The sequence below is a fragment of the uncultured Amnibacterium sp. genome, assembly GCF_964244015.1.
GTDB lineage: Bacteria > Actinomycetota > Actinomycetes > Actinomycetales > Microbacteriaceae > Amnibacterium.
In genome coordinates, this window is sequence record NZ_CAXTHO010000021.1 from 1 (window position 1) to 20456 (window position 20456).

Here is a 20456-nt window from a genome sequence, read left to right on the forward strand (position 1 = left end):
CGACCACCGCGGCGAGCACCGTGCCGGAACCGAGGCGGTCCTCCTGGTCGAGCACCCCGACGGTGACCCCGCTGCGCCGGGTGACCCGCCCGGCGTCCGGCTCCCGCGTACCCGCGAGCGCGCCGAGCAGCGTCGACTTGCCCTCGCCGTTGCGCCCGACGACGCCGATGCGGTCCCCCGTCTCGAGCCCGATGGAGAGCTCGTCGAGGATCACCCGGGTCGGGGTCTCGAACCGGATGCGCTCCGCGCCGACCAGATGTGCCACGACGGACCAGCCTAGGTTCGCACCCGGTGGCGGCCTGCCGACGGCCGCGTCGTCGTCGCCACCGGGCGGGCGGATGCCGGGAGCGCGCCTCCGGACCTCATCGAGATCGGTCGTCCGGCGCGATACGGCTTCGCCGACCTGCGATTCCTCCTTCACGACCGCGCCGGGCCGCGAATCCCGAAAGGGCGTCGCGGCTGCGAGGATCAGGGCATGGCGCAGACGGGGTCGGTCGACATCGGGATCATCGACGGCGTAGGGCACCGCCGTGACCTGCAGGACGCGGTCGACTACGAGGTCCGCACGCCCTACGGCAGCACGTCCACACCGGTGCGCATCGGGCTGCTCGGAGGCCGCCGCGTCGCGACGATCGTCCGCCGGGGCGTCGACGGCGTGCTGCAGTCCCACCTCGTGCCGTATCGCGCGAACATCTGGGCGCTCGCCTCCCTCGGCGTGACGTCGCTGGTCACGACGAGCCCCGCCGGCGGCCTGCGCGATTCGTTCGCACCCGGGATGTTCGTCGTCACCGACCAGCTGATCGACCGCACCTCGAACCGGCCGTTCACCTTCTACGACGAGGGCGTGGCCGTCGAGCTCGCTGCGGCGTACCCGTTCGACCCGACGCTGCGCGGCCTCGCGTCGGAGGCGCTCGCCGGCATGCAGATCCGCTACCGCGACTTCGGGACCGCGGTCGTGATCAACGGTCCCCGCTTCTCCACGCAGGCGGAATCCCGCTGGTACGCGGCGGCGGGCGCGGACATCGTCGGCCGCACCCTGCTGCCCGAGACCGTCCTGGCGATGGAGCTCGGGATGGGCGTCGTCAACGTCTCCTTCATCACCGGCAGCGAGGCCGGCGCGAATGCCGTCCCGTCCGAAGCGGGCACCGAGTTCGTGCGAAGGCGGATCACGGCGGTCAGCCCGACGCTCGACCGGACCCTGGCTGAGATCGTCCGGACCATCCCGACGGGATTCCACCCGAGCACGACCGTGGCGCCGGAAGCGATCGCCGGCGTGCTCGCGCGGGAGCCGCAGTAGATGCTGCTCGTCACCGGTGGCGCGGGCTTCATCGGCGGCGCCGTCGTGCGGGCGGCGCTCGCTCGCGGAACGTGCGTCCGGATCCTCGACTCGCTGCGAGCCGACGTGCATCCCGCGGATGCGGCTGCACCGGAGGGGGTCGAGACCGTGATCGGCGACGTCGCGGATCCTGCGGTGGTCGCCGGGGCGCTGGCCGGCGTCGACGTGGTCTGCCACCAGGCGGCGAAGGTCGGGCTCGGCGTCGACTTCGCGGACGCCCCCGACTACGTGCGGACGAACGATCTCGGCACGGCGGTGCTGCTCGCCGGGATGACGGCGGCGAGCATCGACCGGCTCGTGCTCGCGTCGTCGATGGTGGTCTACGGGGAGGGCGCGTACGCCTCCTCCCGCGGGCCGGTCGCCGTGCCGCCGCGCCGGGCCCTGGACCTCGCGGCCGGCCGCTTCGAGCCGATCGACCCCGAGACCGGCGAGGCGCTCACCCCCCGGCTCGTCACCGAGGACGCCGCGATCGACCCGCGCAACGTCTACGCCGCGACGAAGGTGCAGCAGGAGGCGCTCGCCTCGATCTGGGCGAGGGAGACCGGCGGCCGCGTCGCCGCGCTGCGCTACCACAACGTCTACGGGCCCGGCATGCCGCGGGACACCCCCTATGCGGGCGTGGCGGCGCTGTTCCGCTCCCAGCTGGAGCACGGCGAGGCGCCGACGGTGCTGGAGGACGGGCGGCAGCGCCGCGACTTCGTGCACGTCGACGACATCGCGGCCGCGAACCTCGCGGCGATCGACTGGACGACGGAGCAGCCGCGCGGTGCGGTCCGCGCCTTCAACGTCGGCAGCGGCGTCGTGCACACGATCGGCGACCTCGCCGCCGCGCTGTCCGCCGCACGCGGCGGACCCGCGCCGGTCATCACGGGCGGCTACCGCCTCGGCGACGTTCGGCACATCACCGCGTCGTCCGAGCGCCTCCGCGCCGAGCTGGCCGTGCCGCCTCCCGTCCCGTTCGAGGCGGGCGTGCGCGCGTTCGCACACGCCCCGCTGCGCGGGTGAGCGCGACCGTCGACGTCGTGCTGCCCTGCCTGGACGAGGCGGCGGCGCTGCCCCGCGTGCTCGCAGCGATGCCGGAGGGCTACCGGGCGATCGTCGTCGACAACGGCTCGACCGACGGCTCGGCGGACGTCGCGCGGGCGCACGGGGCCCTCGTGGTGCTGGAGGCGCGCCGCGGGTTCGGCGCGGCGGTGCACGCGGGGGTGCTGGCAGCGGAGGCGGACCTCGTCGCGATCCTCGACGCCGACGGGTCGCTCGACCCCGCCGATCTCCCGCGCCTCGCGGCCTCGGTCCTCGCGGGCGAGGCGGACCTGGTGCTGGGGCGCAGGCGGCCCGAGCCGAGATCCGCGTGGCCGCTGCACGCCCGGATCGCGAACCGTGCGCTGGCCGGCGCGATCCGCCGGGCGTCGGGCATCGCCCTCCACGACCTCGGCCCGATGCGGGTCGCCCGCCGCGCGGATCTGCTGGCGCTCGACCTGCGCGACCGCAGGAGCGGTTACCCGCTGGAGATGCTGCTGCGCGCCGCCTCCGCCGGACTCCGCGTCCGCGAGCTGGAGGTGCCGTACCGGCCGCGGATCGGCCGCTCGAAGGTGACCGGCACGATCCGCGGCACGCTCACCGCGGTGTCGGACATGCGCCGGATCCTGAAAGAACATCGGACGGACCTGGCGAACAGGGGTGCTGCTCCGAACAGGTGACATGACGACCGTGATCGTGCTTGCCAAGGAGTGCGTCCCCGGCCGGGTCAAGACCAGGCTGACGCCGCCGTTCACATCGGAGGAGGCCGCGGCCCTGGCCGCCGCGAGCCTGGCCGACACGATCGAGGCGGCCGGCCGGGTCCGGGCGGACCGTCACCTGCTCTGGTTCCAGGGCAGGGCCCCCCGGGGCACCGGGTTCGAGATCGGCACCCAGCCGGCGGGCGGGCTCGACGAGCGGATCGCCGCCGCATTCGACGCCGTGCAGGGTCGAGCGGTCCTCGTCGGGATGGACACCCCTCAGCTCGACCCCGCGGTCCTGCAGTCGGTACTCGACGACGAGGACGCGGAGGCGTGGTTCGGCCGCGCGCACGACGGCGGCTTCTGGGCGCTCGGGCTCGACCGGTGGCCGCGCCGAGGCGACCTGATCCGCGGTGTGCCCATGTCGACCGAGCACACCGGCGCCGCGCAGCTGATGCGCCTCCACGCCGCCGGGCTGCGGGTCCGTCAGCTGCCCGCGCTCACCGACTTCGACCACGTCGACGAGGCGATGCTCGTCGCCGCTGAGGCTCCGGAGTCGCGGTTCGCCGCCCAGCTCGCGCTGATCGCGCCGGCGGTCCTGGCCGACGCGTGAGTCTCGCGCTGTCCGCCGCCCGCTTCGGCGCGGGCGGCGCGGAACCGTGGGCGGCCGCGTTGCGCAGCGCGGCTCCGACCCTCGAGCTGGTGCCGGAGGACCCGTCCACCGAGTCCGAGTCCCTGGACGTGCAGCGGTGGAGCGCGGTCGCCGACCGCGCCGACCGCTCGACCCTCGAGGGCCTGCGCGGACCGCTGCTCGACGTCGGCTGCGGCCCCGGCCGGATGGTGCGCGCCGCGCTCGACGCCGGGCTGCAGGCCTGGGGAGTCGACGCGGACCCGGTCGCGGTCTCGACCTGTCGTGCCGCCGGGCTTCCGGTGCTGCGGCGCAGCGTCTTCGATCCGCTCCCGCTCGAGGGGTCCTGGTCCTCCCTCCTGCTGCTCGACGGCAACGTGGGCATCGGTGGCGACGTGGAGGCGATGTTCGCGCGCTGCCGTCGCCTCCTGCACCGCGGCGGCGTGCTGGTCGTCGAGGCGCATCCCGATCCCGCCCGTGACGTCGCCGCGATGTGGCGCCTTCGCGGGGCGGCAGGCGACAGCGACTCGTTCCCGTGGTCGCAGGTGGGCATGCCCGCACTGCTGCGCGCCGCCCACGACTTCGACCTCGAGCACGCCTGGCAGCTCGACGGCCGCTGGTTCGCCCGCCTCCGAGCGCAGTAGAGCACTCTCCGTTTTGTAGGCACGTCCTGCCTACAAAACGGAGGGTCGGGCGCGGCGCCGCATCGGTGCACTTTCTCCGCATGAGGCCGGGATCCCCCGGTCACCCTCACCTCATGCGGTCATTCCAGACGAATGTGGCTGCGATCGCACCCTCACGAGTCGGAAATCACCGCACAAGCCCGCGAAGTACCCCGACGGGTCGCACTCTCCGTTTTGTAGGCACATCCTGCCTACAAAACGGAGGGTCGGGCGCGGCGCCTCCGGAGACCGGTGGCCAGGACCAACAGCGCGGTCAGGACGCCGAGGGTGCCCCATGTGATCGCGAGCGTCGGCGCGTAGGCGAAGACGAGGACCGACGGGTTCCGCGCACCGAGGCTCTTCGAGACGATGCCCGGGACCGCGATCAGGGTCAGCGCGGCCCCGACGACGATCGCGACCTGCACGATCGCGACCTGGACCCACGAGACGCGGGCGCCGATCCGCCGCAGGAGCCGGGAGCCGACCAGCACGAGCGGCGCGAAGATCACGTCGTGCAGCACCACCGCGCCACCCATCCAGAGCAGGATCCCGATCCACTGCCGCGGCGGGACGCCGGCGACGAGCGCGCCTCCGCCGACGCCGATCAGCACAGCGCCGAGCGAGATGAGCACGATGCGTGCGGCTCTCACCGGACCTCCAGCGACATCAGCCACTTCGTCTGCAGCACGCCCGGCCGCGCGGGCGAGATCAGCCGCGCGGGGTAGCCGTGGTCGACGTGCAGCACGGCGCCGTTCAGCTCGAGGGCGATCAGGGTCAGGGAATCCTCGGCGAACTCCCGCTGCAGGATCGTGCTGCTGTAGGAGCCGGTCGCGAAGCTGCGGACCAGCCACTCGCGGTCCCGGGCGCCGACCAGGTCGGCGAGGTCCCTCACCGGCACGCCGCGCCACCGCGCCTGGGTGCTCCAGCCCTCGACGCATGAGATCGGCAGGCCCGCGTCCGTCTGCGTCATCGCGCGGAGGTCGTCGAGCGACAGCACCACGCTGCGGTCCGGCCCGCTGACCGTCAGCCGCCACGCGGGATCGAGCGCGACGCGCTGCACCTTCGCCTCCGCCGCGGTGCGGTTGACGGGCAGTCCCTGCGGCCCGTACCGGAGCTTGCGCGGGGCCAGCACGTTCAGCGGCGCGAGGGCCGGCAGCGCCTCGCCGGCGGTGACCGCGACGACCGCGGCGGACGCGAGCCCCGTGCCGAGCAGGACCGCTCGGCGGCTGACCGTCGCGGGCGGCTGGGGCGCGCGGTCGATGCTGCGCTGGAGGTAGCCGGTGACGCCCGTGACGCGCGGCTCGGGCCGGAGGTCCCCCTCCCCCTCGCCCACGGGCAGCAGGACGCCGGCCGGGTCGACGCTGCGCGAGCGACGCCACCAGCGCGTGATGATCGGCAGCTTCACGCCGATATGGATCGCGAGCGCGCCGACGATGGCCCACGCGAGCGCGAAATGCGTCTCGCGGAACCGGAACGGCTGCGGGTACCACTGGAACGTGTCGGTCAGGCCGGTCGCCAGCTCCACGAACGCCGCGGCGACGAGGAGGGCGATCGCGACGCGCTCGAGCACGCCGCCGATCGTGCGCGCGGGCGGCCACGCGAAGAGCCGCGGGTAGACGGTCCAGAGCTTCGCGAGCAGCAGCGGGATCAGCGCGGTCCCGACGCCGACGTGCACGCCCTGGGTGAGGCGGTAGAGCCAGATCGGGCGCGTCGGGAACGCCATCCCGGGCAGCGGGTTCTGCAGGAAGTGGCTGAACACGCCGGTCCCGAAGCAGATCACGAAGCCGAGCCCGAGCAGCCGCCCGATGACGACCGCGGTGCGCGGATGCCGCGCCGGCGACGCGAGCGCCGTGCGCAGGAGGAGCATGGCCGAGCCGATCACGCTCGCCGCTCCGTCCGCATACCGGGATGTTCGGAACGGACCGAGAGGATGACGGGGTGCGCGCCGGTACCCACCGCATTCTCCCCGTCGCCGCGCTCGTGGTCGCGATCGCCGCGCTGACCGTCGCGCTCATCCGCGGGGTCGGGTTCATCACGCTCGACCGCACCCCGGCCTACTTCGCGATCGAGGGCGTCTGCTGGACGCTGTTCGCCGCGGCGGTCCTCCTCCTGCTCCGCGTGCCGCGACGGGCGGCGCCCGCCGTCGTCCTGCTCGGCACCGTCCTGCTCGGGGCGGCGGGCGCATCGGGGCCGCCGAACATCAGCACGGACTCGGCCCGCTACAACTGGGACGGGATCGTGCAGGACGCGGGTGTCTCCCCCTACCGCTTCGTCCCCGCCGACGCCGCGCTCGCGCCCCTCCGCCCCGCGTGGCTCTTCCCCGCGGGAGCGACCGCGGCCGACGGCACACTGACCTGTCCTGGACCCCTGAAGCTGCCGGTGGAGCAGATCGGCGCCGCCGGCACCGTCTGCACCGCGATCAACCGCCCGACCGTGCCGACGATCTACCCGCCCGTCGCCGAGGCGCTCTTCGCCGCCGCCCGGATCGCGGTCCCCGCCGACGCGCAGTACCTCCCGACCCAGCTGCTCGGGCTGCTCGCCGTGCTCGGCACGACCGCCTTGCTGCTGCGCACCCTCCGGAGCGCGGGACGCGACCCCCGCCTCGCCGCGGTGTTCGGCTGGTGCCCGTTCGTGGTGACGGAGGCGGTGACCAACGCGCACATCGACGCCTGGGCGGCGCTCCTCGCGCTCGCGGCGACCGTCCTGATCTCGCGGGGCCGGCAGGGGTGGGGCGGCGTGGTCCTCGGTCTCGCGATCGCGACGAAGTTCCTGCCGGTCCTCGTCGTGCCGCCCCTGGGCCGACGCCGACCATGGCTGATCGGTCTCACCGCGATCGGGACGGTCGCGCTCGTGTACGTGCCGCACGTGCTGGCGGTCGGCCCCTCCGTCATCGGCTACCTGCCCGGCTATCTGAACGAGGAGGGGTACGACAGCGGCAGCCGCTCGGCCCTGCTCTCCGCGGTGCTGCCGGACGCCGCCTCCACCCCCGCCGCGCTGATCCTGCTCGCGGTGCTCGCGGTCGTCCTCCTGATCCGCAGCGACCCCGCCGACCCGTGGGCCGCGCAGACGGTGATGGTCGGCTCCGCGCTCCTGATCCTGAGCCCGGCGTACGGCTGGTACTCGCTGCTGCTCGTGCCCTTCATCGTGATGAGCGGGCGGTGGGAGTGGTTCGCCGTCGTCATCGGCCTCTCGCTGATCGGCGTGCATCACGACCTGCCGATCATGCGCAGCGTGCTCGTCGTCGTGCTCGCGATGGTCGTGCTGTCCGCCCTGCTGCGACGGCGCCTGCGCTCCCCGGACCTGGGAGCCGCCTGATAGCACCAATCGCTTTTGTCGCGCCCACCGAACTCTCGACACCTGCACCACAGGAACAGGAAGCCAGCCGAAAGCGGACCGCCCGCGAACCGTGGGCTTCTCGAGAGGAACTTCGCATCATGCGTACCACCACCAAGTCGCTCACCGCTCTGCTCGGCGCCGGCATCGTCGTCGCCGCTCTCGCGGGTTGCTCGCAGTCCGGGACGGGCAGCTCCACCACGTCCGGCGCGGGCTCGTCGTCCGCCGCCTCCGCCACGCCGACGGCCAGCCCGACGCCCGCGCTCATGACCTCCGTCGGAGGCAAGACCACCGCGATCACGCTGGACTCCGGCTTCGTCGACGCGCTGACCTCGCTGAAGCTCACCCCCGGCGTGATCGGCAGCGCCACGCTGTCGAAGGCCGGCGTGCTGACCTTCCCGATCACCGGCGGCAACGTCACGTACTACGACCCCGCCACCGGCGTCCGCCCCTACGTGCAGGGCGAGCTGGACCACGACGGCTCCGGCCTGTCGCTGACCGCGGGCGACAAGAAGGTCGAGCTGAAGAACTTCGTCATCGACCCGGGCAACGACAGCCACGTCTCGGGTGACGTGTACCTGAACGGCGCGTCGGTCGTGAAGGGCGCGAACCTGTTCCGCCTCGACGGCAGCACGCTGAACCCCGTCACGATGGAGGGCGACGCCTACGTCCTCGAGGGCACCACGGTCTACGTCTCCGAAGACGCAGCCGCGCTGCTGAACAAGACGTTCGGCACCACCGCGGTGACCGGCGACCTCGAGGTCGGCATCGCGAAGCTGACCGTCACCGCCAGCTGACCCACCGCTGCACAGCAGGAGGAGGGCCGTCCACCGACAGGTGGGCGGCCCTCCTTTCGTGGATCAGGCCGGAACCGCGACACGCCACGTCGCGCGCGGCCGACCGGCCCGTCGCGGGAGACGAGCGTGGGCCGCGGACAGCGATCAGGAGATGATGCGGGCGCCCGGCACCGGGCCCGTCGCGCGCAGGACCGTGTGCCGCGCGGCCGAGAGGGCGATCTGGAGGCTCAGGGCCGAGTCCAGATCCGCCGCCAGGAACGCGATCGTCGGGCCCGAGCCGGACACGACACCGGCCAGTGCGCCGTTGCGCTCCCCCAGCTCGAGCAGGTCGGCGAGCTCCGGCCGCAGCTGCAGCGCGGCGACCTGCAGATCGTTGTGCAGCGCCTCGGCGAGCGCGGTCGCGTCGCCCGATCGCAGCGCCTGCAGCACGTGGGCATCGACCTGCGGTGTCTGCAGCGGAGGCAGGTCGGCCGCGTGCCGCAGCCGGTGCTCGTCGAGCGCGCCGTAGACGAGCGGGGTGCTGAGTCCCGGCTCGGAGAGCGCGACGACCCAGTGGAACGGCCCCTTCGCGAGCGCGGGGCTGAGCCGGTCGCCGCGCCCCGTGCCGATCGCGGTACCGCCGGTGAGCGCGAACGGCACGTCGGCGCCGAGCTCCGCGCCGAGCTCGAGCAGCTCCTCCCGGCCCAGCCCGAGGCCCCACAGCGCGTCGAGCGCGACGAGCGCCGCCGCCGCGTCCGCGGATCCGCCGCCCATGCCTCCGGCGATCGGCACGCGCTTCACCACGTGGATGCGCGCGCCGCCGCGGTAGCCGGACCTCGCCTGCAGCAGGTGCGCGGCACGGATCACGAGGTTCGTGCGGTCGACCGGCAGCGATCCCGTGAAGATCGGGCCGGAGAAGTCGAGCGACAGCTCGGTGTCGCGTTCGGCGCGCAGCTCCTCGAAGAGCGTCACGGCCTGGTAGGCGGTCGCCACGTCGTGGTAGCCGTCCGCCATCGCTGCGCCCACCCGCATCGAGACGTTGATCTTCCCCGGTGCCCGCACCTGCACCGAGCGCACGGCAGCGCTCATACGACGAACCTAGCCATCCTTCGCCGACCGGCCGTACCCGCGGCCTGATGCCCTATCCTCCCGACTACCCCGACCTTCCTGCTGATCAGGAGTTCCGCCCGTGCTCGCAGCCGATACCGCCCCGTCCTCCCTCGCCGGGCTCGAGGTGGTCGACCGGCGGGGCGAGCGGCTCGGCCGTGTCCGGCAGGTCTACCGCGACGGTGCCGAGCTCGGCTGGGTCGGCGTGCGCGGCAACGTCTTCGGCACCGAGGAGGTGCTCGTGCCGCTGGGCGGCGCAGTGCTCGAGGACGACGTGATCGGCGTGACCGTGCACCGCGACCGCTTCCAGGCGGCTCCCCGGCGCCGCCCCGACACCGAGCTGCACGACGACGAGCGCGACCAGCTCAGGGAGTTCTGGGCCGAGGGGCCCGCGGTGGCGGAGGCCGAGCCCGCGGCCGAAGCGCTCGAAGCGCCCGCCCCGCAGGAGGAGGGCGTGATGACCGCGTTCCAGGAGCGCCTGCACGTCGAGACCGAACGCGTCCCGCGCAGCCGGGTCCGGCTGCAGAAGGTCGTCGTGACCGAGCAGCGGACGCTGACCGTGCCGGTGCGGCGGGAGGAGTACCGGCTGATCCGCGAGCCGATCACGGACGCCGAGCCGGTCGCGGGCGGCGCGATCGGTGCCGACGAGCAGGAGGTCGTGCTCTACGAGGAGCGCGTCGTCGTGACCACCGAGGTCGTGCCGGTCGAGCGCATCCGGCTCGTGAAGGAGGAGGTCGTCGAGACCCGGGAGATCTCCGGCCAGGTGCGACGCGAGCGGATCGACCTGGTCGACGCCGCCGCCGACGTGGGGACGGTGGAGGACGAGGCCCAGCCCGCCGGCGGCATCGAGCCGCTTCAGGCGGTGCCGGCAGCGCCCGCGATGGCGACGAACCGGCCGACGTCGAGCCGCTCGCCGCGCAAACCGGGGTCGACGCCGGCGCTCTCCAGCACCTCGGCGGCGGCGGACGCACCGCCGAGCACCGGCGCCAACGACTGACGCAGGGTCTTCCTCCGCTGCACGAACGCGGCGTCGACGAGCCGGAACACCGCCAGCCGCAGCGCCTCGTCGCCGGGCGGCGTGGCGCGTTCGAACCGGACGAGGATCGAGTCCACGTTCGGCACGGGCCAGAACACGCCCCGCGGCACGGTGCCGCCGAGCGCGAACCGTCCGTACCAGGCGGCCTTGACACTCGGCGAGCCGTACGTCTTCGACCCGGGCGACGCGGCGAGCCGCTCCCCCACCTCCGCCTGCACCATGACGACGCCGGAGGCGAGCGACGGCACATCGGCGAGCAGCCGGAGGAGGATCGGCACGGCCACGTTGTAGGGCAGGTTCGCGACGAGCCGGACGGGATCCCCCGGCACGTCGACGCTCATCGCGTCCCCGGTGACGACGGTCAGCCGCGAGGCGGCGTCCGGGAGGCGGTCCGCCGCCAGGGCGGGCAGCGCGGCGGCGAGCCGCCGGTCGATCTCGACGGCGATGACGGCCGCGCCGGTCTCGAGCAGCCCGAGCGTGAGGGAGCCGAGCCCTGGACCGACCTCGAGCACCGTCTCGCCCGCCGCGACGCCGCCGATGCGTACGATCCGGCGCACGGTGTTCGCGTCGTGCACGAAGTTCTGGCCGAGCGACTTGGTGGGCGCGACACCGAGCGCGGTCGCGAGTCGGCGCACGTCCGCAGCGCCGAGCAGCCCGGATGCCCGTCCCATCGCACCTCCTTCGGCGAGCGTATTGCGACGGCCGTCCCGCCCCGACCGGCCGCACGGGCTACCCTCGAACGCTCCACACCCGCGACCGATGGAGGCAGCCGTGTCCACCGGGTCCCGCGCGCCGCGGACGGCGTCGATCCGCGACGTCGCCCGGGCGGCGGGGGTCTCGCATCAGACGGTGTCCCGAGTCCTGAACGACCATCAGAACATCCTGCCCGCGACCCGTTCCCGGGTCCTGACGGCGATGGCGCAGCTGCAGTACCGACCGAGCGCTGCGGCCCGGGCGCTCAGCACCAGTCGCTCGAAGACGATCGGCGTCCTCGCCTCAGGCCGCGCGCACTACGGACCCTCGCTCAGCATCCAGGCGATCGAGGAGGCGGCGAGAGAGCGCGGCTTCTTCGTCACCTCCTCGTCGGTCACCGAGCCGGACGAGCGGTCGTTGCGATCGGCGCTCGCGAACCTGATCGGCCAGGACATCGAGGCGCTCGTCGTCATCGCTCCGCAGCAGCGCGTGTTCGACACTGTCGCGGACCTCGCCCCGTCGATCCCCTGCATCACGATGCGGGCTGCGGGGACCGGCGACGCATCGGCGCTCCTAGTCGATGAGATCGCCGGTGCACGCCTCGCGACGCGGCACCTCCTGCTGCTGGGGCACACCGCGATCGGCCACATCGCCGGTCCTCCCGACTGGGTGGAGGCGGAGGGTCGGATGCAGGGCTGCGTGGAGGAGCTCCGCGACCACGACCTGGTGCTCAGCGCCTCTGCCGAGGGCGACTGGACCGCCGACTTCGGCTACGCCGCCGGCCACCGACTCCTGCTGCAGCGGGAGACCACGGCCTACTTCTGCAGCAACGACGCGGTCGCCGTCGGCCTGATGCATGCGGCGCGCGACCTCCGGCTCCGCGTGCCGCACGACGTCTCGATCGTCGGCTACGACGACATACCGGAAGCGGCCCACGTGTGGCCGCCGCTGACCACCGTCCGGCAGGACTTCGCCGAGATGGGCCGTCGCTGCATCGCAGTCCTGCTCGGCGAGCAGCCGCCGCTCGAACGGATCCTGCCGCGACTCGTGATCCGCGGCTCAACGGCGTCCCCACCCGGCTGAGGAACGGCGGAAGGGGCGCCCGTCAAGATCTCGGACGCCCCTTCGTACCGATCGGCGGAGGTCAGAGCCGTGCGAGCGATGCGCCGGAGCGCTTCCGCGACAGGGCGTCGACCGATGCGGCGAGCACGAGCACGCCACCGGTGATCAGCAGGTTGACACCGCCCGGCAGCGCGAGCAGGCCGAGGCCGTTCGTGATCGCAGTGATCACGAGTGCACCGACCACGCCCTGGATGAGCCGGCCGCGACCGCCGAAGAGGCTGACGCCGCCGACCACCGCAGCCGCGATGCCGTTCAGCACGTCCGTCTGGCCGAAGCTCGAGCCGACGACGCCGACCTGGCTCGCCTGGAAGAGACCGGACAGGACCGCGAGGGTGGAGCAGAGCACGAACGCGGAGATACGGATCGCCGCGACGTTGATGCCCGCACGGCGAGCCGCCTCGGGGTTGCCGCCGACCGCGTAGAGGTGCAGGCCCCAGCGGGTGCGGTCGAGCACCTGCGTGCCGATCCAGAGCAGCGCGACCACGATCGGAACCACGATCGGCACGCCCGAGATCGGGAGCACGGAGAGGGATCGGTTCGTGTTCAGCAGCGCCACGATGACGCCGGCGACGACGGCGATCACGCCGACCCGGATGAGCAGCAGGCTCAGGGTGCGCACGGGCACGCCGGCCACCTGGCGCCGCCGGCGGTCGTAGAACGCAGTTCCGGCGCTGACCACCACGATCACGACCCACATCAGCCAGCCGGCCCAGATGGGCATGTTGCTGTTCTCAATGGCGGTCACGGCCGGCTCGGTCACCCGGTACGTGTTGCCGTCACCCAGCAGCACGAGCTGCAGCCCCTGGAAGCCGAGGAACAGGCCCAGGGTGACGACGAACGACGGGATGCCGACCTTCGCGACGAAGTACCCGATGAACAGGCCGATGAGGACGCCGACCACGAGCGCGACGATCAGGGCGAGCACCCAGTTGACACCCATGCCGTTGTTCAGCAGGACGAACACGGACATGCCGACACCGGCTGTGACGCCGGCGGACAGGTCGACCTCCGCGATCAGGATGACGAAGATGAGGGCCACCGCGAGCACCGCGAGGAACGCGGTCTGGGTGATCAGGTTCGCGACGTTGATCAGGCTGAGGAAGCTCGGGCTGAGGAACTGGAACAGGATGCAGAGCACGATGAAGCCGCCGATGGCGGGCAGCATGCCCATCTCACCGCCGCGCACGCGCGAGACGTACGCCTTGATCTGATCGCTGAAGCTGCCCTCGTACCCGGTGGCGATGCCGGGAGGGGTCGCGCCGCTGCCGGCGTCGATCGCTGCGGCGAGCGACGGATCCGGCTGCTTGTTCGACGTCGCGGTCATCGGACGGCCCCTTCGAGGTTCGGCTGGTCGGTCTTCAGGCCCGTGATGTACCCGATGACCTCGTTGTTCGTCGTCTCCTTCGTCTCCAGCTGGGCGACCATGGTGCCCAGGTAGAGCACGTTGATGTGGTCGGCGACCTTGAAGACGTCGGCGAGGTTATGGCTGATGATCAGCACGCCCACGCCGTTGTCGGCGAGCCTGCGGACCAGGTTCAAGACCTGCTCCGTCTGCGCGACGCCGAGGGCGGCGGTCGGTTCGTCGAGGATGACGACCTTCGCCTCCTGCAGCACAGCCCGCGCGATCGCCACCGTCTGCCGCTGCCCGCCGGAGAGGGAGGAGACCTTCTGGCGCACGGACTTCATGGTGCGCACCGAGAGCGATCCAAGGGTCGCGGAGGCCTTCTTCTCCATCTCGCCGTTGCTCAGCGTGCCCTGCAGGGTCTCCTCGCGGCCGAGGAACATGTTCTGCACGATGTCGAGGTTCTCGGCCAGCGCGAGGTCCTGGTAGACGACCTCGATCCCCAGCTTCGACGCGGCCGTCGGGTGGACCGCCTGCCCGCCGACGAGCACCTCGCCCGAGTCGTAAGCCTGCACACCGGCGAGACCCTTGATCAGGGTCGACTTTCCAGCGCCGTTGTCACCCACAAGGGCGCTGACCTGCCCGGGGTAGACCTTCAGATCCACCCCCTTGAGCACGTCGGCCGGGCCGAAGCTCTTGCGGATGTCCTTCAGTTCGATGAATGGGGCGACCATGCCCCCTCCTTCCGCCCACCGCGTCCGCGGTGGATCGATCAGGCCGACGGCGACCGAAGTCCCCGGTCTCCTCGCTCGAGGAGACCGGGGACATCGGCCGCGTATCAGGGGTGCTGGTTACTTGACGCCGGCCTTGGTGCAGGCTTCGGTGATGCCCTTGCAGACGTCGGCGGCGGTCGCGTTGCCGTCGTCGATGACCTTCTGGACACCGTCGGCGGTGGTGAGGATCGGCGTCTCGAGGAAGGCGGGAACGCCGTCCTGCGTCGCCGGGGCGGTGGGCTTGTCGCCCTTGAGCAGCGCGATCGCGATGTCCGACGCCTTCGTGGCCTCGAGCTGGTACGGCTTGTAGACCGTGCCGTACTGCTTGCCCAGCAGGATGTTCTGCAGGCCGGCGATGGACGCGTCCTGGCCCGAGGTCGGGACGACCTTCTTGTACTTGTCGAGCACGGTGATCACGGCGGCGTTGTTCGCGTCGTTCGCGGTCCAGACGGCGTCGACGTTGCCCTTCAGCGCCGTGTAGGCCTGCTGGAACTCGGTGCCGGACTTCGTGGCGTCCCAGGTGCCCTTCGGGGAGAACGCGCACTTGATGCCCGCGGCGCCCATGATCTTCAGCGCACCGCTCTTGAAGAAGGCCGCGTTGCCGTCGGTGGGGTCGCCGCTCATGCAGACGACGCTGGCGGTCTTCGGGTCCTTGTTGATCTTCTTCAGGCCGTCGACGACCATCTGCCCCTCGAGCTCGCCGACCTTCTCGTTGTCGAACGAGACGTAGTACTGCGCGCCCTTGATGGGGCGGTCGTACGCGATGACCGGCACGCCCTGCGCCTGCGCCTTGGCGAGCACCGTCGCGCCCACGCCATTCAGATCGACCAGCAGCATCACGCCGCAGTTCTGGCTGAGCTGCGACTGCGCGATCGAGGTGTACTTGGTGGTGCTGTTCTGCGCGTTCTGGATGTTGGCGTTGAAGCCGGCGTCCTCGAGCGCCTTCTTCAGTGCGGGTCGGTCGCCGCTTTCCCAGCGGGGGGACGACTCCGTGTCGGGGAGGATGACGCAGGCGGTCTTCTTGGCCGCGGTCGTGGTGCCGCCGGAGGCGGAGTCACCCGAGTTACCGGAGCTGCCCGAGGAACAGCCGGCGAGGGCGAGGGTCGAGAGGGCGGCGACTGCCACCATCCCCATGATCGTGCTCTTCAAGGCTTCGTTACCTTTCGTCAAGCGGGGCAGAGCCGCCGCGCCCTCGACGTCGAGGACTCGGCGACTGTACCCAGGTCCGGGGACAGGCCATGTGACCCGTCACATAACGATGTGGTAACAACAAATTGCGATCCGGCGTCTGTCATAGTGACCGGTCGGTTCGAGACGGCAGGGCGAGGTCGCCCGGGTAGGCGGCGTGCATGCGATTCACCGACGGCTTCTGGCTGATGCGCCCTGGCGTCCAGGCCTTCTACTCCCGCGATGCGCACGAGCTCGAGGCAACGGCCGACGCGCTCGTCGTCACTGCAGCGACGAAGCCGATCACGACCCGTGGCGACCTGCTGAACCTCCCCGCGCTCACCGTCACCGTCGCACCGCACCTGCCGGGGATCGTCCGCGTGCGGATCGATCACCACACCGGCGGCGCGGCGCCCATCCGATTCGAGACCGCTGCTCCTTCCGGCGGCTCGGTCGTGATCGACGACGCCGGCGCCGGCGTGGTCACGAGCGGTGACCTGCAGGCCCGCGTCGCACCCGGAGCACCCTGGAGCCTCGAGTTCTCCTCCGGCGGCCGGGTGCTCACGGGCAGCGGGCTCAAGTCGCAGGCCTGGATCCGGCTCGCTCCCGATGCGGCGGTGGACGCACCGCCGACCGGGCTCCCCCGTGCCGGGACCTACGTGCACGAGCAGCTCGACCTCGGCGTCGGCACGCTCGTCTTCGGCCTCGGCGAGCGGTTCGGGCCGCTCGTGAAGAACGGCCAGACCGTCGACGTCTGGAACGCTGACGGCGGCACCTCCAGCGAGCAGGCCTACAAGAACGTGCCGTTCTACCTGACGGATGCGGGCTACGGCGTCTTCGTGAACGAGCCGGGCCACGTCTCGTTCGAGGTCGGGTCCGAGAGCGTGCAGCGCGTGCAGTTCTCGGTCGAGGGTGAATCGCTCGAGTACTTCGTGATCGCCGGCGCCACGCCCGCCGAGATCCTCGAGCGCTACACGGCGCTGACCGGCCGCCCGGTCGAGGTGCCGGCGTGGAGCTACGGCACCTGGCTCAGCACCAGCTTCACGACCGACTACGACGAGGCGACCGTCACCTCGTTCCTGGACGGGATGCGCGACCGGGACCTGCCCCTGTCGGTCTTCCACTTCGACTGCTTCTGGATGCGCGACCTGCAGTGGTCGGACTTCACCTGGGACGAGCGGGTCTTCCCGGATCCGGAGGGGATGCTGGCGCGGCTGCACGAGCGCGGCCTCCACGTCTCGCTGTGGATCAACCCCTACATCGCGCAGAAGTCGCGCCTGTTCGCGGAGGCGGCGGCCGCCGGGCACCTGCTGCGTCGCGCCGACGGCTCCATCTGGCAGACCGACCTGTGGCAGGCGGGCATGGGCATCGTCGACTTCACGAGCGACGCCGCGACCTCCTGGTTCCAGGAGCGCCTTCGGCCCCTGCTGCGGCAGGGCGTCGACGCGCTGAAGACCGACTTCGGCGAGCGCATCCCGCTCGACGTCGTCTACGCCGACGGCTCCGATCCGCGGCGGATGCACAACCTGTACACGGAGCGCTACAACGCCGCGGTGCACGCGGTGCTGGATCAGGAGCGGCCGGGCGAGGCCGTGCTCTTCGCGCGCTCCGCGACGACGGGCGGCCAGCGGCATCCCGTGCACTGGGGCGGCGACTCCACCTCCAGCTTTGCGTCGATGGCGGAGACGCTGCGCGGCGGGCTGTCGCTGTCGCTGTCGGGCTTCGGGTTCTGGAGCCACGACATCGGCGGCTTCGAGGGCACGCCCGACGCCGCGGTGTTCAAGCGCTGGATCCCGTTCGGCCTGCTGTCGAGCCACAGCCGGTTCCACGGCTCCGACTCGTACCGGGTGCCGTGGCTGTTCGACGACGACGCCGCGAGTGCCTCAGGACATCGCGAGTCCGCGCCGGACTCGGCCGTCAGCGTGACCCGGCGGTTCGCGAAGCTGAAGAACCGGCTCGCCCCCTACCTGCTCGCGGCGGGCAGGACGGCGGCCGAGACCGGTCTGCCGGTGATGCGGCCGATGGTCCTCGCGTTCCCGGAGGATCTCAACGCCCGCACCCTCGACCGGCAGTACCTGCTCGGACCCGACATCCTGGTCGCGCCGGTATTCACGGCGGCCGGCGACGTCGATCTCTACCTGCCGGCCGGCGGCTGGACCCAGCTGCTCACCGGTGAGCGGGTGGAGGGGGGCGGCTGGCGCACCGAGCGACACGGCTTCGACTCGGTCCCCGTCTACGTGCGCGACGGGGCGGTGCTGCCGCTCGGCGCCCGCGACGACCGCCCGGACACCGACCACCTGGACGGCCTCGTGCTGCGCGCCTTCCCGGGCGCTCCCGGCAGCCGCACGATCCGGGTCGCGGAGGCGACGTTCGAGGTGGCGACGACGGCCGACGCGATCACGGCGACGGGCCCGGCGGGCTCGTGGGCGCTCCAGGTCGGCGACCGGACGATCGCGTCGGCGTCCGGCAGCGCTCGACTCCCCCTCGGCTAGAGATTCCGTTTTGAAGGAGCTTCCGCGCCTTCGGCGGGAAAACTCCTTCAAAACGGATCAGAGGGCCGCGATGGTCCAGGACACCGCGTGGGCGCTGCCCGGCTCCAGCACGATCAGGTCGGTGCCGGAGTTGAAGGCGTCGGGCGGGCAGGTCATCGGCTCGACCGCGAGGCCGGCCCGGTGGTACGCGGGTTCCGGTCGGTCACCCGTGTGCACCTGCACCCACGGTGCGCCTGCGTCCCAGCGCAGCTCGGCGCCGTGCCCGTCGGCGGCGACGACCCTGGCCCGGGAGGAACGTATGCGCGTGAAGGCATGGTCGATGAACAGCTCGCCGATCCGGCGCGGCTCGGCGAAGTCGAAGCGCCCGCCCGCGACCGGAGCGAGGGTGCGCGGGATGAGGCGCTCGTCGTCCACCTCCAGCACCTGGTCGGCGGCGAGCTCGAGCGTCCAGTCGTCGACCCGGCCGGGTCCGCCGACGAGGTAGGGGTGCCCCGAGGCGCCGTACGGCGCCCGGTCCTGGCCGGTGTTCGTCGCGGCGACCGTGGTGACGAGGCCGTCGTCGCCGAGGCGGTACTCCACCTCGATGCTCAGCCGGTGCGGGTAGCCGGCCTGCGCGACGATCTCGGTCTCGAGGGTCACCGCGTCCGTGGACCGCGCGACGACCCGGTAGTCGCTCCAGGACGCGAGCCCGTGCAGGGCGTGCCCACGGTCGGGCTCCGTGAGGGCGAGCTGCTGCTGGCGCCCGTCGAAGGTGTAGCGGCCGTCGACGATGCGGTTCGGCCACGGCACGAGTACGGCCCCGCGGTACAGGGGCCGCACCTCGTCCTCGGCGAACGGCACGACGAGGTCCCGCCCGTCGTGGCTGAGCGTGCGGAGGGAGGCGCCCACCGTCGCGATGTCGGCGGCGTACAGCCCCTGCCGCAGCGCGATCCGGGTGCCGCTGATCGGGAGCGCGCGGCTCATGCGGCCACGTCGGCGTCGAGCAGGGCGTCGGTCGACGGGCCGCTGAACTTCCGATCCGGGTCGGCCCGCGCCACCAGCGCGCGGAAGTCGGCGAACCGCGGATAGCGCGACGCGACGACGGCCTTCGGCACCGTGTTCACCTTGCCCCAGTGCGGGCGCGGGGCGAACGGCTCGAGCGCGGCCTCGATGCGCGGGCAGAGCGCCTCCACCGCCGCCTGCTCGTTCCGCCAGGTGAAGTGGATCGCGAGCGAGTCGCGGCCGGAGGCGGTGCTCATCCACAGGTCGTCGGCGGCGATCGTGCGCAGCTCGGTGATCAGCAGGTGCGGCGCGATGTCCTCGCCCAGCGCCCGCACGGCCTGCAGCGCCGCGGCGGCGTCCGAGTGCGCGATGAAGTACTCGGTCTGGATCTCGTCGCCGTTGCTCGGCGTCCTGTCGATGCGGAAGTGCGGGAGATGCGCCGACCAGGCACCCGCGATGCCCTGCTGGGTCGTGTTGTCGTCGTCGGACTCGATGATCTGGGCGGCGGCGCCCCTCCGCACCGCGCCGCCGATCTGGTCGGGCACGGTCTCGTCCGCCGACTCGAGCCGCCGCTTGACCCAGACCTGCTCGATCGGATCGCCGACCCAGTCGGTGAACACGCTGACGCTGTACCCGGCGGAGGTGATCGCCGGCACGTCGGCGAGCAGCGTCGCCCACGGCAGGCCGGCGTAGACGTCCTGCCGCACGAGGTACGAGGGCTGGACGGCGAGTTCGACGCGCACGACGACGCCGAGCAGCCCGAGCGCGACGACCGAGCCGGCGAAGTCGGGATCGCCGTGCCGGACCCAGCGCAGCGCGCCGTCGGGACCGACCAGCTGGATGCCGCGGACCGCGGTCGACAGGTTGCCGTTCAGGTCGCCGGATCCGTGCGTGCCGGTCGCGACCGCGCCGGCCACCGAGATGTGGGGCAGGGAACCCATGTTGTGCAGCGCGAGGCCCTCGCCGGTCAGGAAGGTCGCGACGGCCGCGTAGCGCGTGCCCGCCCCGACCGTGACGACGCGCCGGTCCTCGTCGATCGTGAACTCCGGTGCGATCTCCGTGGTGGTGACGAGCACGCCCGTGGTGTCCGCGAGGTCGTTGAACGAGTGCCGGGTCCCGAGCGCGCGGATCCGCCGCGATCGCGCGACGAGCGCCTGCACCGCGTCGACGGTCGTGGGCGCCTCGACCGCAGTCGCCCGGTACTCGTAGGTGCCGGACCAGTTCCGCACGCGAACCTCCTCGTTCAGCTTCCGCTGCCTCCATCCTGGCGGACAGGGACCTGCGCGCCGA

General features: G+C 72.2%; 19 protein-coding genes and 1 pseudogene. 10 read left to right on the top strand and 10 right to left on the bottom strand.

The window, feature by feature from the left end; all coding sequences use genetic code 11:
- Nucleotides 1-265: ATP-binding cassette domain-containing protein (locus ACFE67_RS04245; protein ID WP_375405628.1), on the bottom strand; the 265-nt coding region annotated here is incomplete at its 3' end.
- Between the two features lie 210 nt (nucleotides 266-475).
- Here ACFE67_RS04245 and ACFE67_RS04250 point away from each other — a divergent pair.
- The 5 genes from ACFE67_RS04250 to ACFE67_RS04270 are packed head-to-tail and all read left to right on the top strand — an operon-like array spanning nucleotide 476 to nucleotide 4326.
- Nucleotides 476-1297: an MTAP family purine nucleoside phosphorylase gene (locus ACFE67_RS04250; protein ID WP_375405629.1), complete on the top strand. Its 822-nt coding sequence runs from the start codon at nucleotides 476-478 to the stop codon at nucleotides 1295-1297.
- Nucleotides 1298-2341, top strand: coding sequence for an NAD-dependent epimerase/dehydratase family protein (locus ACFE67_RS04255; RefSeq protein ID WP_375405630.1), 1044 nt, complete (start codon nucleotides 1298-1300; stop codon nucleotides 2339-2341). It begins immediately after the preceding gene.
- A complete protein-coding gene (locus ACFE67_RS04260) occupies nucleotides 2338-3036 on the top strand; it encodes a glycosyltransferase family 2 protein (RefSeq protein WP_375405631.1) in 699 nt (232 codons plus the stop codon). Before ACFE67_RS04255 ends, ACFE67_RS04260 begins: the two co-directional genes overlap by 4 nt.
- Nucleotide 3037: 1 nt before the next feature.
- Nucleotides 3038-3667 carry a DUF2064 domain-containing protein gene (locus tag ACFE67_RS04265; protein WP_375405632.1) on the top strand — a complete coding sequence of 210 codons (630 nt, stop codon included), beginning with the start codon at nucleotides 3038-3040 and terminating at the stop codon, nucleotides 3665-3667.
- Nucleotides 3664-4326, top strand: coding sequence for a class I SAM-dependent methyltransferase (locus ACFE67_RS04270; protein ID WP_375405633.1), 663 nt, complete (start codon nucleotides 3664-3666; stop codon nucleotides 4324-4326). The genes ACFE67_RS04265 and ACFE67_RS04270 overlap by 4 nt, the downstream gene beginning before the upstream one ends.
- 230 nt (nucleotides 4327-4556) lie before the next feature.
- Here the strand turns inward: ACFE67_RS04270 and ACFE67_RS04275 are convergent, their stop codons facing one another.
- Complete coding sequence (locus ACFE67_RS04275; protein WP_375405634.1) at nucleotides 4557-4994, bottom strand: hypothetical protein; 438 nt, start codon at nucleotides 4992-4994, stop codon at nucleotides 4557-4559.
- Complete coding sequence (locus ACFE67_RS04280) at nucleotides 4991-6226, bottom strand: molybdopterin-dependent oxidoreductase (protein WP_375405635.1); 1236 nt, start codon at nucleotides 6224-6226, stop codon at nucleotides 4991-4993. Before ACFE67_RS04280 ends, ACFE67_RS04275 begins: the two co-directional genes overlap by 4 nt.
- Before the next feature lie 56 nt (nucleotides 6227-6282).
- On the opposite strand from ACFE67_RS04280, the gene ACFE67_RS04285 reads away from it, so the two are divergent.
- On the top strand, nucleotides 6283-7659 hold the full coding sequence (locus ACFE67_RS04285; protein ID WP_375405636.1) for a glycosyltransferase 87 family protein: 1377 nt from the start codon (nucleotides 6283-6285) through the stop codon (nucleotides 7657-7659).
- A 119-nt stretch (nucleotides 7660-7778) separates the two neighbouring features.
- Complete coding sequence (locus ACFE67_RS04290; RefSeq protein WP_375405637.1) at nucleotides 7779-8474, top strand: hypothetical protein; 696 nt, start codon at nucleotides 7779-7781, stop codon at nucleotides 8472-8474.
- Between the two features lie 144 nt (nucleotides 8475-8618).
- On the opposite strand, the gene ACFE67_RS04295 is transcribed toward ACFE67_RS04290, so the two are convergent.
- The gene (locus tag ACFE67_RS04295; protein ID WP_375405638.1) at nucleotides 8619-9542 is read right to left on the bottom strand and encodes a 4-(cytidine 5'-diphospho)-2-C-methyl-D-erythritol kinase; all 924 of its coding nucleotides are present in this window, start codon (nucleotides 9540-9542) and stop codon (nucleotides 8619-8621) included.
- A 100-nt stretch (nucleotides 9543-9642) separates the two neighbouring features.
- Between ACFE67_RS04295 and ACFE67_RS04300 the strand changes: the two are divergent.
- Nucleotides 9643-10332, top strand: a pseudogene (locus tag ACFE67_RS04300) (DUF2382 domain-containing protein); the annotation flags it as partial.
- Between the two features lie 83 nt (nucleotides 10333-10415).
- Here the strand turns inward: ACFE67_RS04300 and rsmA are convergent.
- Nucleotides 10416-11267 (bottom strand): 16S rRNA (adenine(1518)-N(6)/adenine(1519)-N(6))-dimethyltransferase RsmA, encoded by an 852-nt coding sequence (gene rsmA, locus ACFE67_RS04305; protein WP_375405639.1) that lies wholly within the window; start codon nucleotides 11265-11267, stop codon nucleotides 10416-10418.
- A 100-nt stretch (nucleotides 11268-11367) separates the two neighbouring features.
- On the opposite strand from rsmA, the gene ACFE67_RS04310 reads away from it, so the two are divergent.
- Nucleotides 11368-12372: a LacI family DNA-binding transcriptional regulator gene (locus ACFE67_RS04310; protein ID WP_375405640.1), complete on the top strand. Its 1005-nt coding sequence runs from the start codon at nucleotides 11368-11370 to the stop codon at nucleotides 12370-12372.
- 61 nt (nucleotides 12373-12433) lie between these two features.
- Here ACFE67_RS04310 and ACFE67_RS04315 read toward each other — a convergent pair whose 3' ends face one another.
- The 3 genes from ACFE67_RS04315 to ACFE67_RS04325 all read right to left on the bottom strand — a co-directional run bounded on the left by ACFE67_RS04315 (nucleotide 12434) and on the right by ACFE67_RS04325 (nucleotide 15654).
- Nucleotides 12434-13735, bottom strand: coding sequence for a sugar ABC transporter permease (locus ACFE67_RS04315; RefSeq protein ID WP_375405641.1), 1302 nt, complete (start codon nucleotides 13733-13735; stop codon nucleotides 12434-12436).
- Complete coding sequence (locus ACFE67_RS04320) at nucleotides 13732-14487, bottom strand: ATP-binding cassette domain-containing protein (RefSeq protein WP_375405642.1); 756 nt, start codon at nucleotides 14485-14487, stop codon at nucleotides 13732-13734. The genes ACFE67_RS04315 and ACFE67_RS04320 overlap by 4 nt, the downstream gene beginning before the upstream one ends.
- Nucleotides 14488-14604: 117 nt before the next feature.
- Complete coding sequence (locus tag ACFE67_RS04325; RefSeq protein WP_375405643.1) at nucleotides 14605-15654, bottom strand: sugar ABC transporter substrate-binding protein; 1050 nt, start codon at nucleotides 15652-15654, stop codon at nucleotides 14605-14607.
- Nucleotides 15655-15875: 221 nt separating this feature from the next.
- Between ACFE67_RS04325 and yicI the strand changes: the two genes are divergently transcribed.
- On the top strand, nucleotides 15876-18185 hold the full coding sequence (yicI, locus tag ACFE67_RS04330) for an alpha-xylosidase (protein ID WP_375405644.1): 2310 nt from the start codon (nucleotides 15876-15878) through the stop codon (nucleotides 18183-18185).
- Nucleotides 18186-18242: 57 nt separating this feature from the next.
- On the opposite strand, the gene ACFE67_RS04335 is transcribed toward yicI, so the two are convergent.
- Complete coding sequence (locus ACFE67_RS04335) at nucleotides 18243-19148, bottom strand: aldose 1-epimerase family protein (RefSeq protein WP_375405645.1); 906 nt, start codon at nucleotides 19146-19148, stop codon at nucleotides 18243-18245.
- Entirely contained in the window at nucleotides 19145-20395 is a 1251-nt protein-coding gene (locus ACFE67_RS04340; RefSeq protein WP_375405646.1) for an FAD-binding protein, read from the bottom strand. The genes ACFE67_RS04335 and ACFE67_RS04340 overlap by 4 nt, the downstream gene beginning before the upstream one ends.
- Nucleotides 20396-20456: the final 61 nt, after the last annotated feature.

Coding starts and splice junctions, on each gene's coding strand:
- ACFE67_RS04250 (WP_375405629.1), top strand. CDS start 476: ATGGCGCAGACGGGGTCGGTCGACATCGGGATCATCGACGGCGTAGGG.
- ACFE67_RS04255 (WP_375405630.1), top strand. CDS start 1,298: ATGCTGCTCGTCACCGGTGGCGCGGGCTTCATCGGCGGCGCCGTCGTG.
- ACFE67_RS04265 (WP_375405632.1), top strand. CDS start 3,038: ATGACGACCGTGATCGTGCTTGCCAAGGAGTGCGTCCCCGGCCGGGTC.
- ACFE67_RS04290 (WP_375405637.1), top strand. CDS start 7,779: ATGCGTACCACCACCAAGTCGCTCACCGCTCTGCTCGGCGCCGGCATC.
- ACFE67_RS04295 (WP_375405638.1), bottom strand. CDS start 9,542: ATGAGCGCTGCCGTGCGCTCGGTGCAGGTGCGGGCACCGGGGAAGATC.
- rsmA (WP_375405639.1), bottom strand. CDS start 11,267: ATGGGACGGGCATCCGGGCTGCTCGGCGCTGCGGACGTGCGCCGACTC.
- ACFE67_RS04315 (WP_375405641.1), bottom strand. CDS start 13,735: ATGACCGCGACGTCGAACAAGCAGCCGGATCCGTCGCTCGCCGCAGCG.
- ACFE67_RS04320 (WP_375405642.1), bottom strand. CDS start 14,487: ATGGTCGCCCCATTCATCGAACTGAAGGACATCCGCAAGAGCTTCGGC.
- ACFE67_RS04325 (WP_375405643.1), bottom strand. CDS start 15,654: ATGGTGGCAGTCGCCGCCCTCTCGACCCTCGCCCTCGCCGGCTGTTCC.
- yicI (WP_375405644.1), top strand. CDS start 15,876: ATGCGATTCACCGACGGCTTCTGGCTGATGCGCCCTGGCGTCCAGGCC.
- ACFE67_RS04335 (WP_375405645.1), bottom strand. CDS start 19,148: ATGAGCCGCGCGCTCCCGATCAGCGGCACCCGGATCGCGCTGCGGCAG.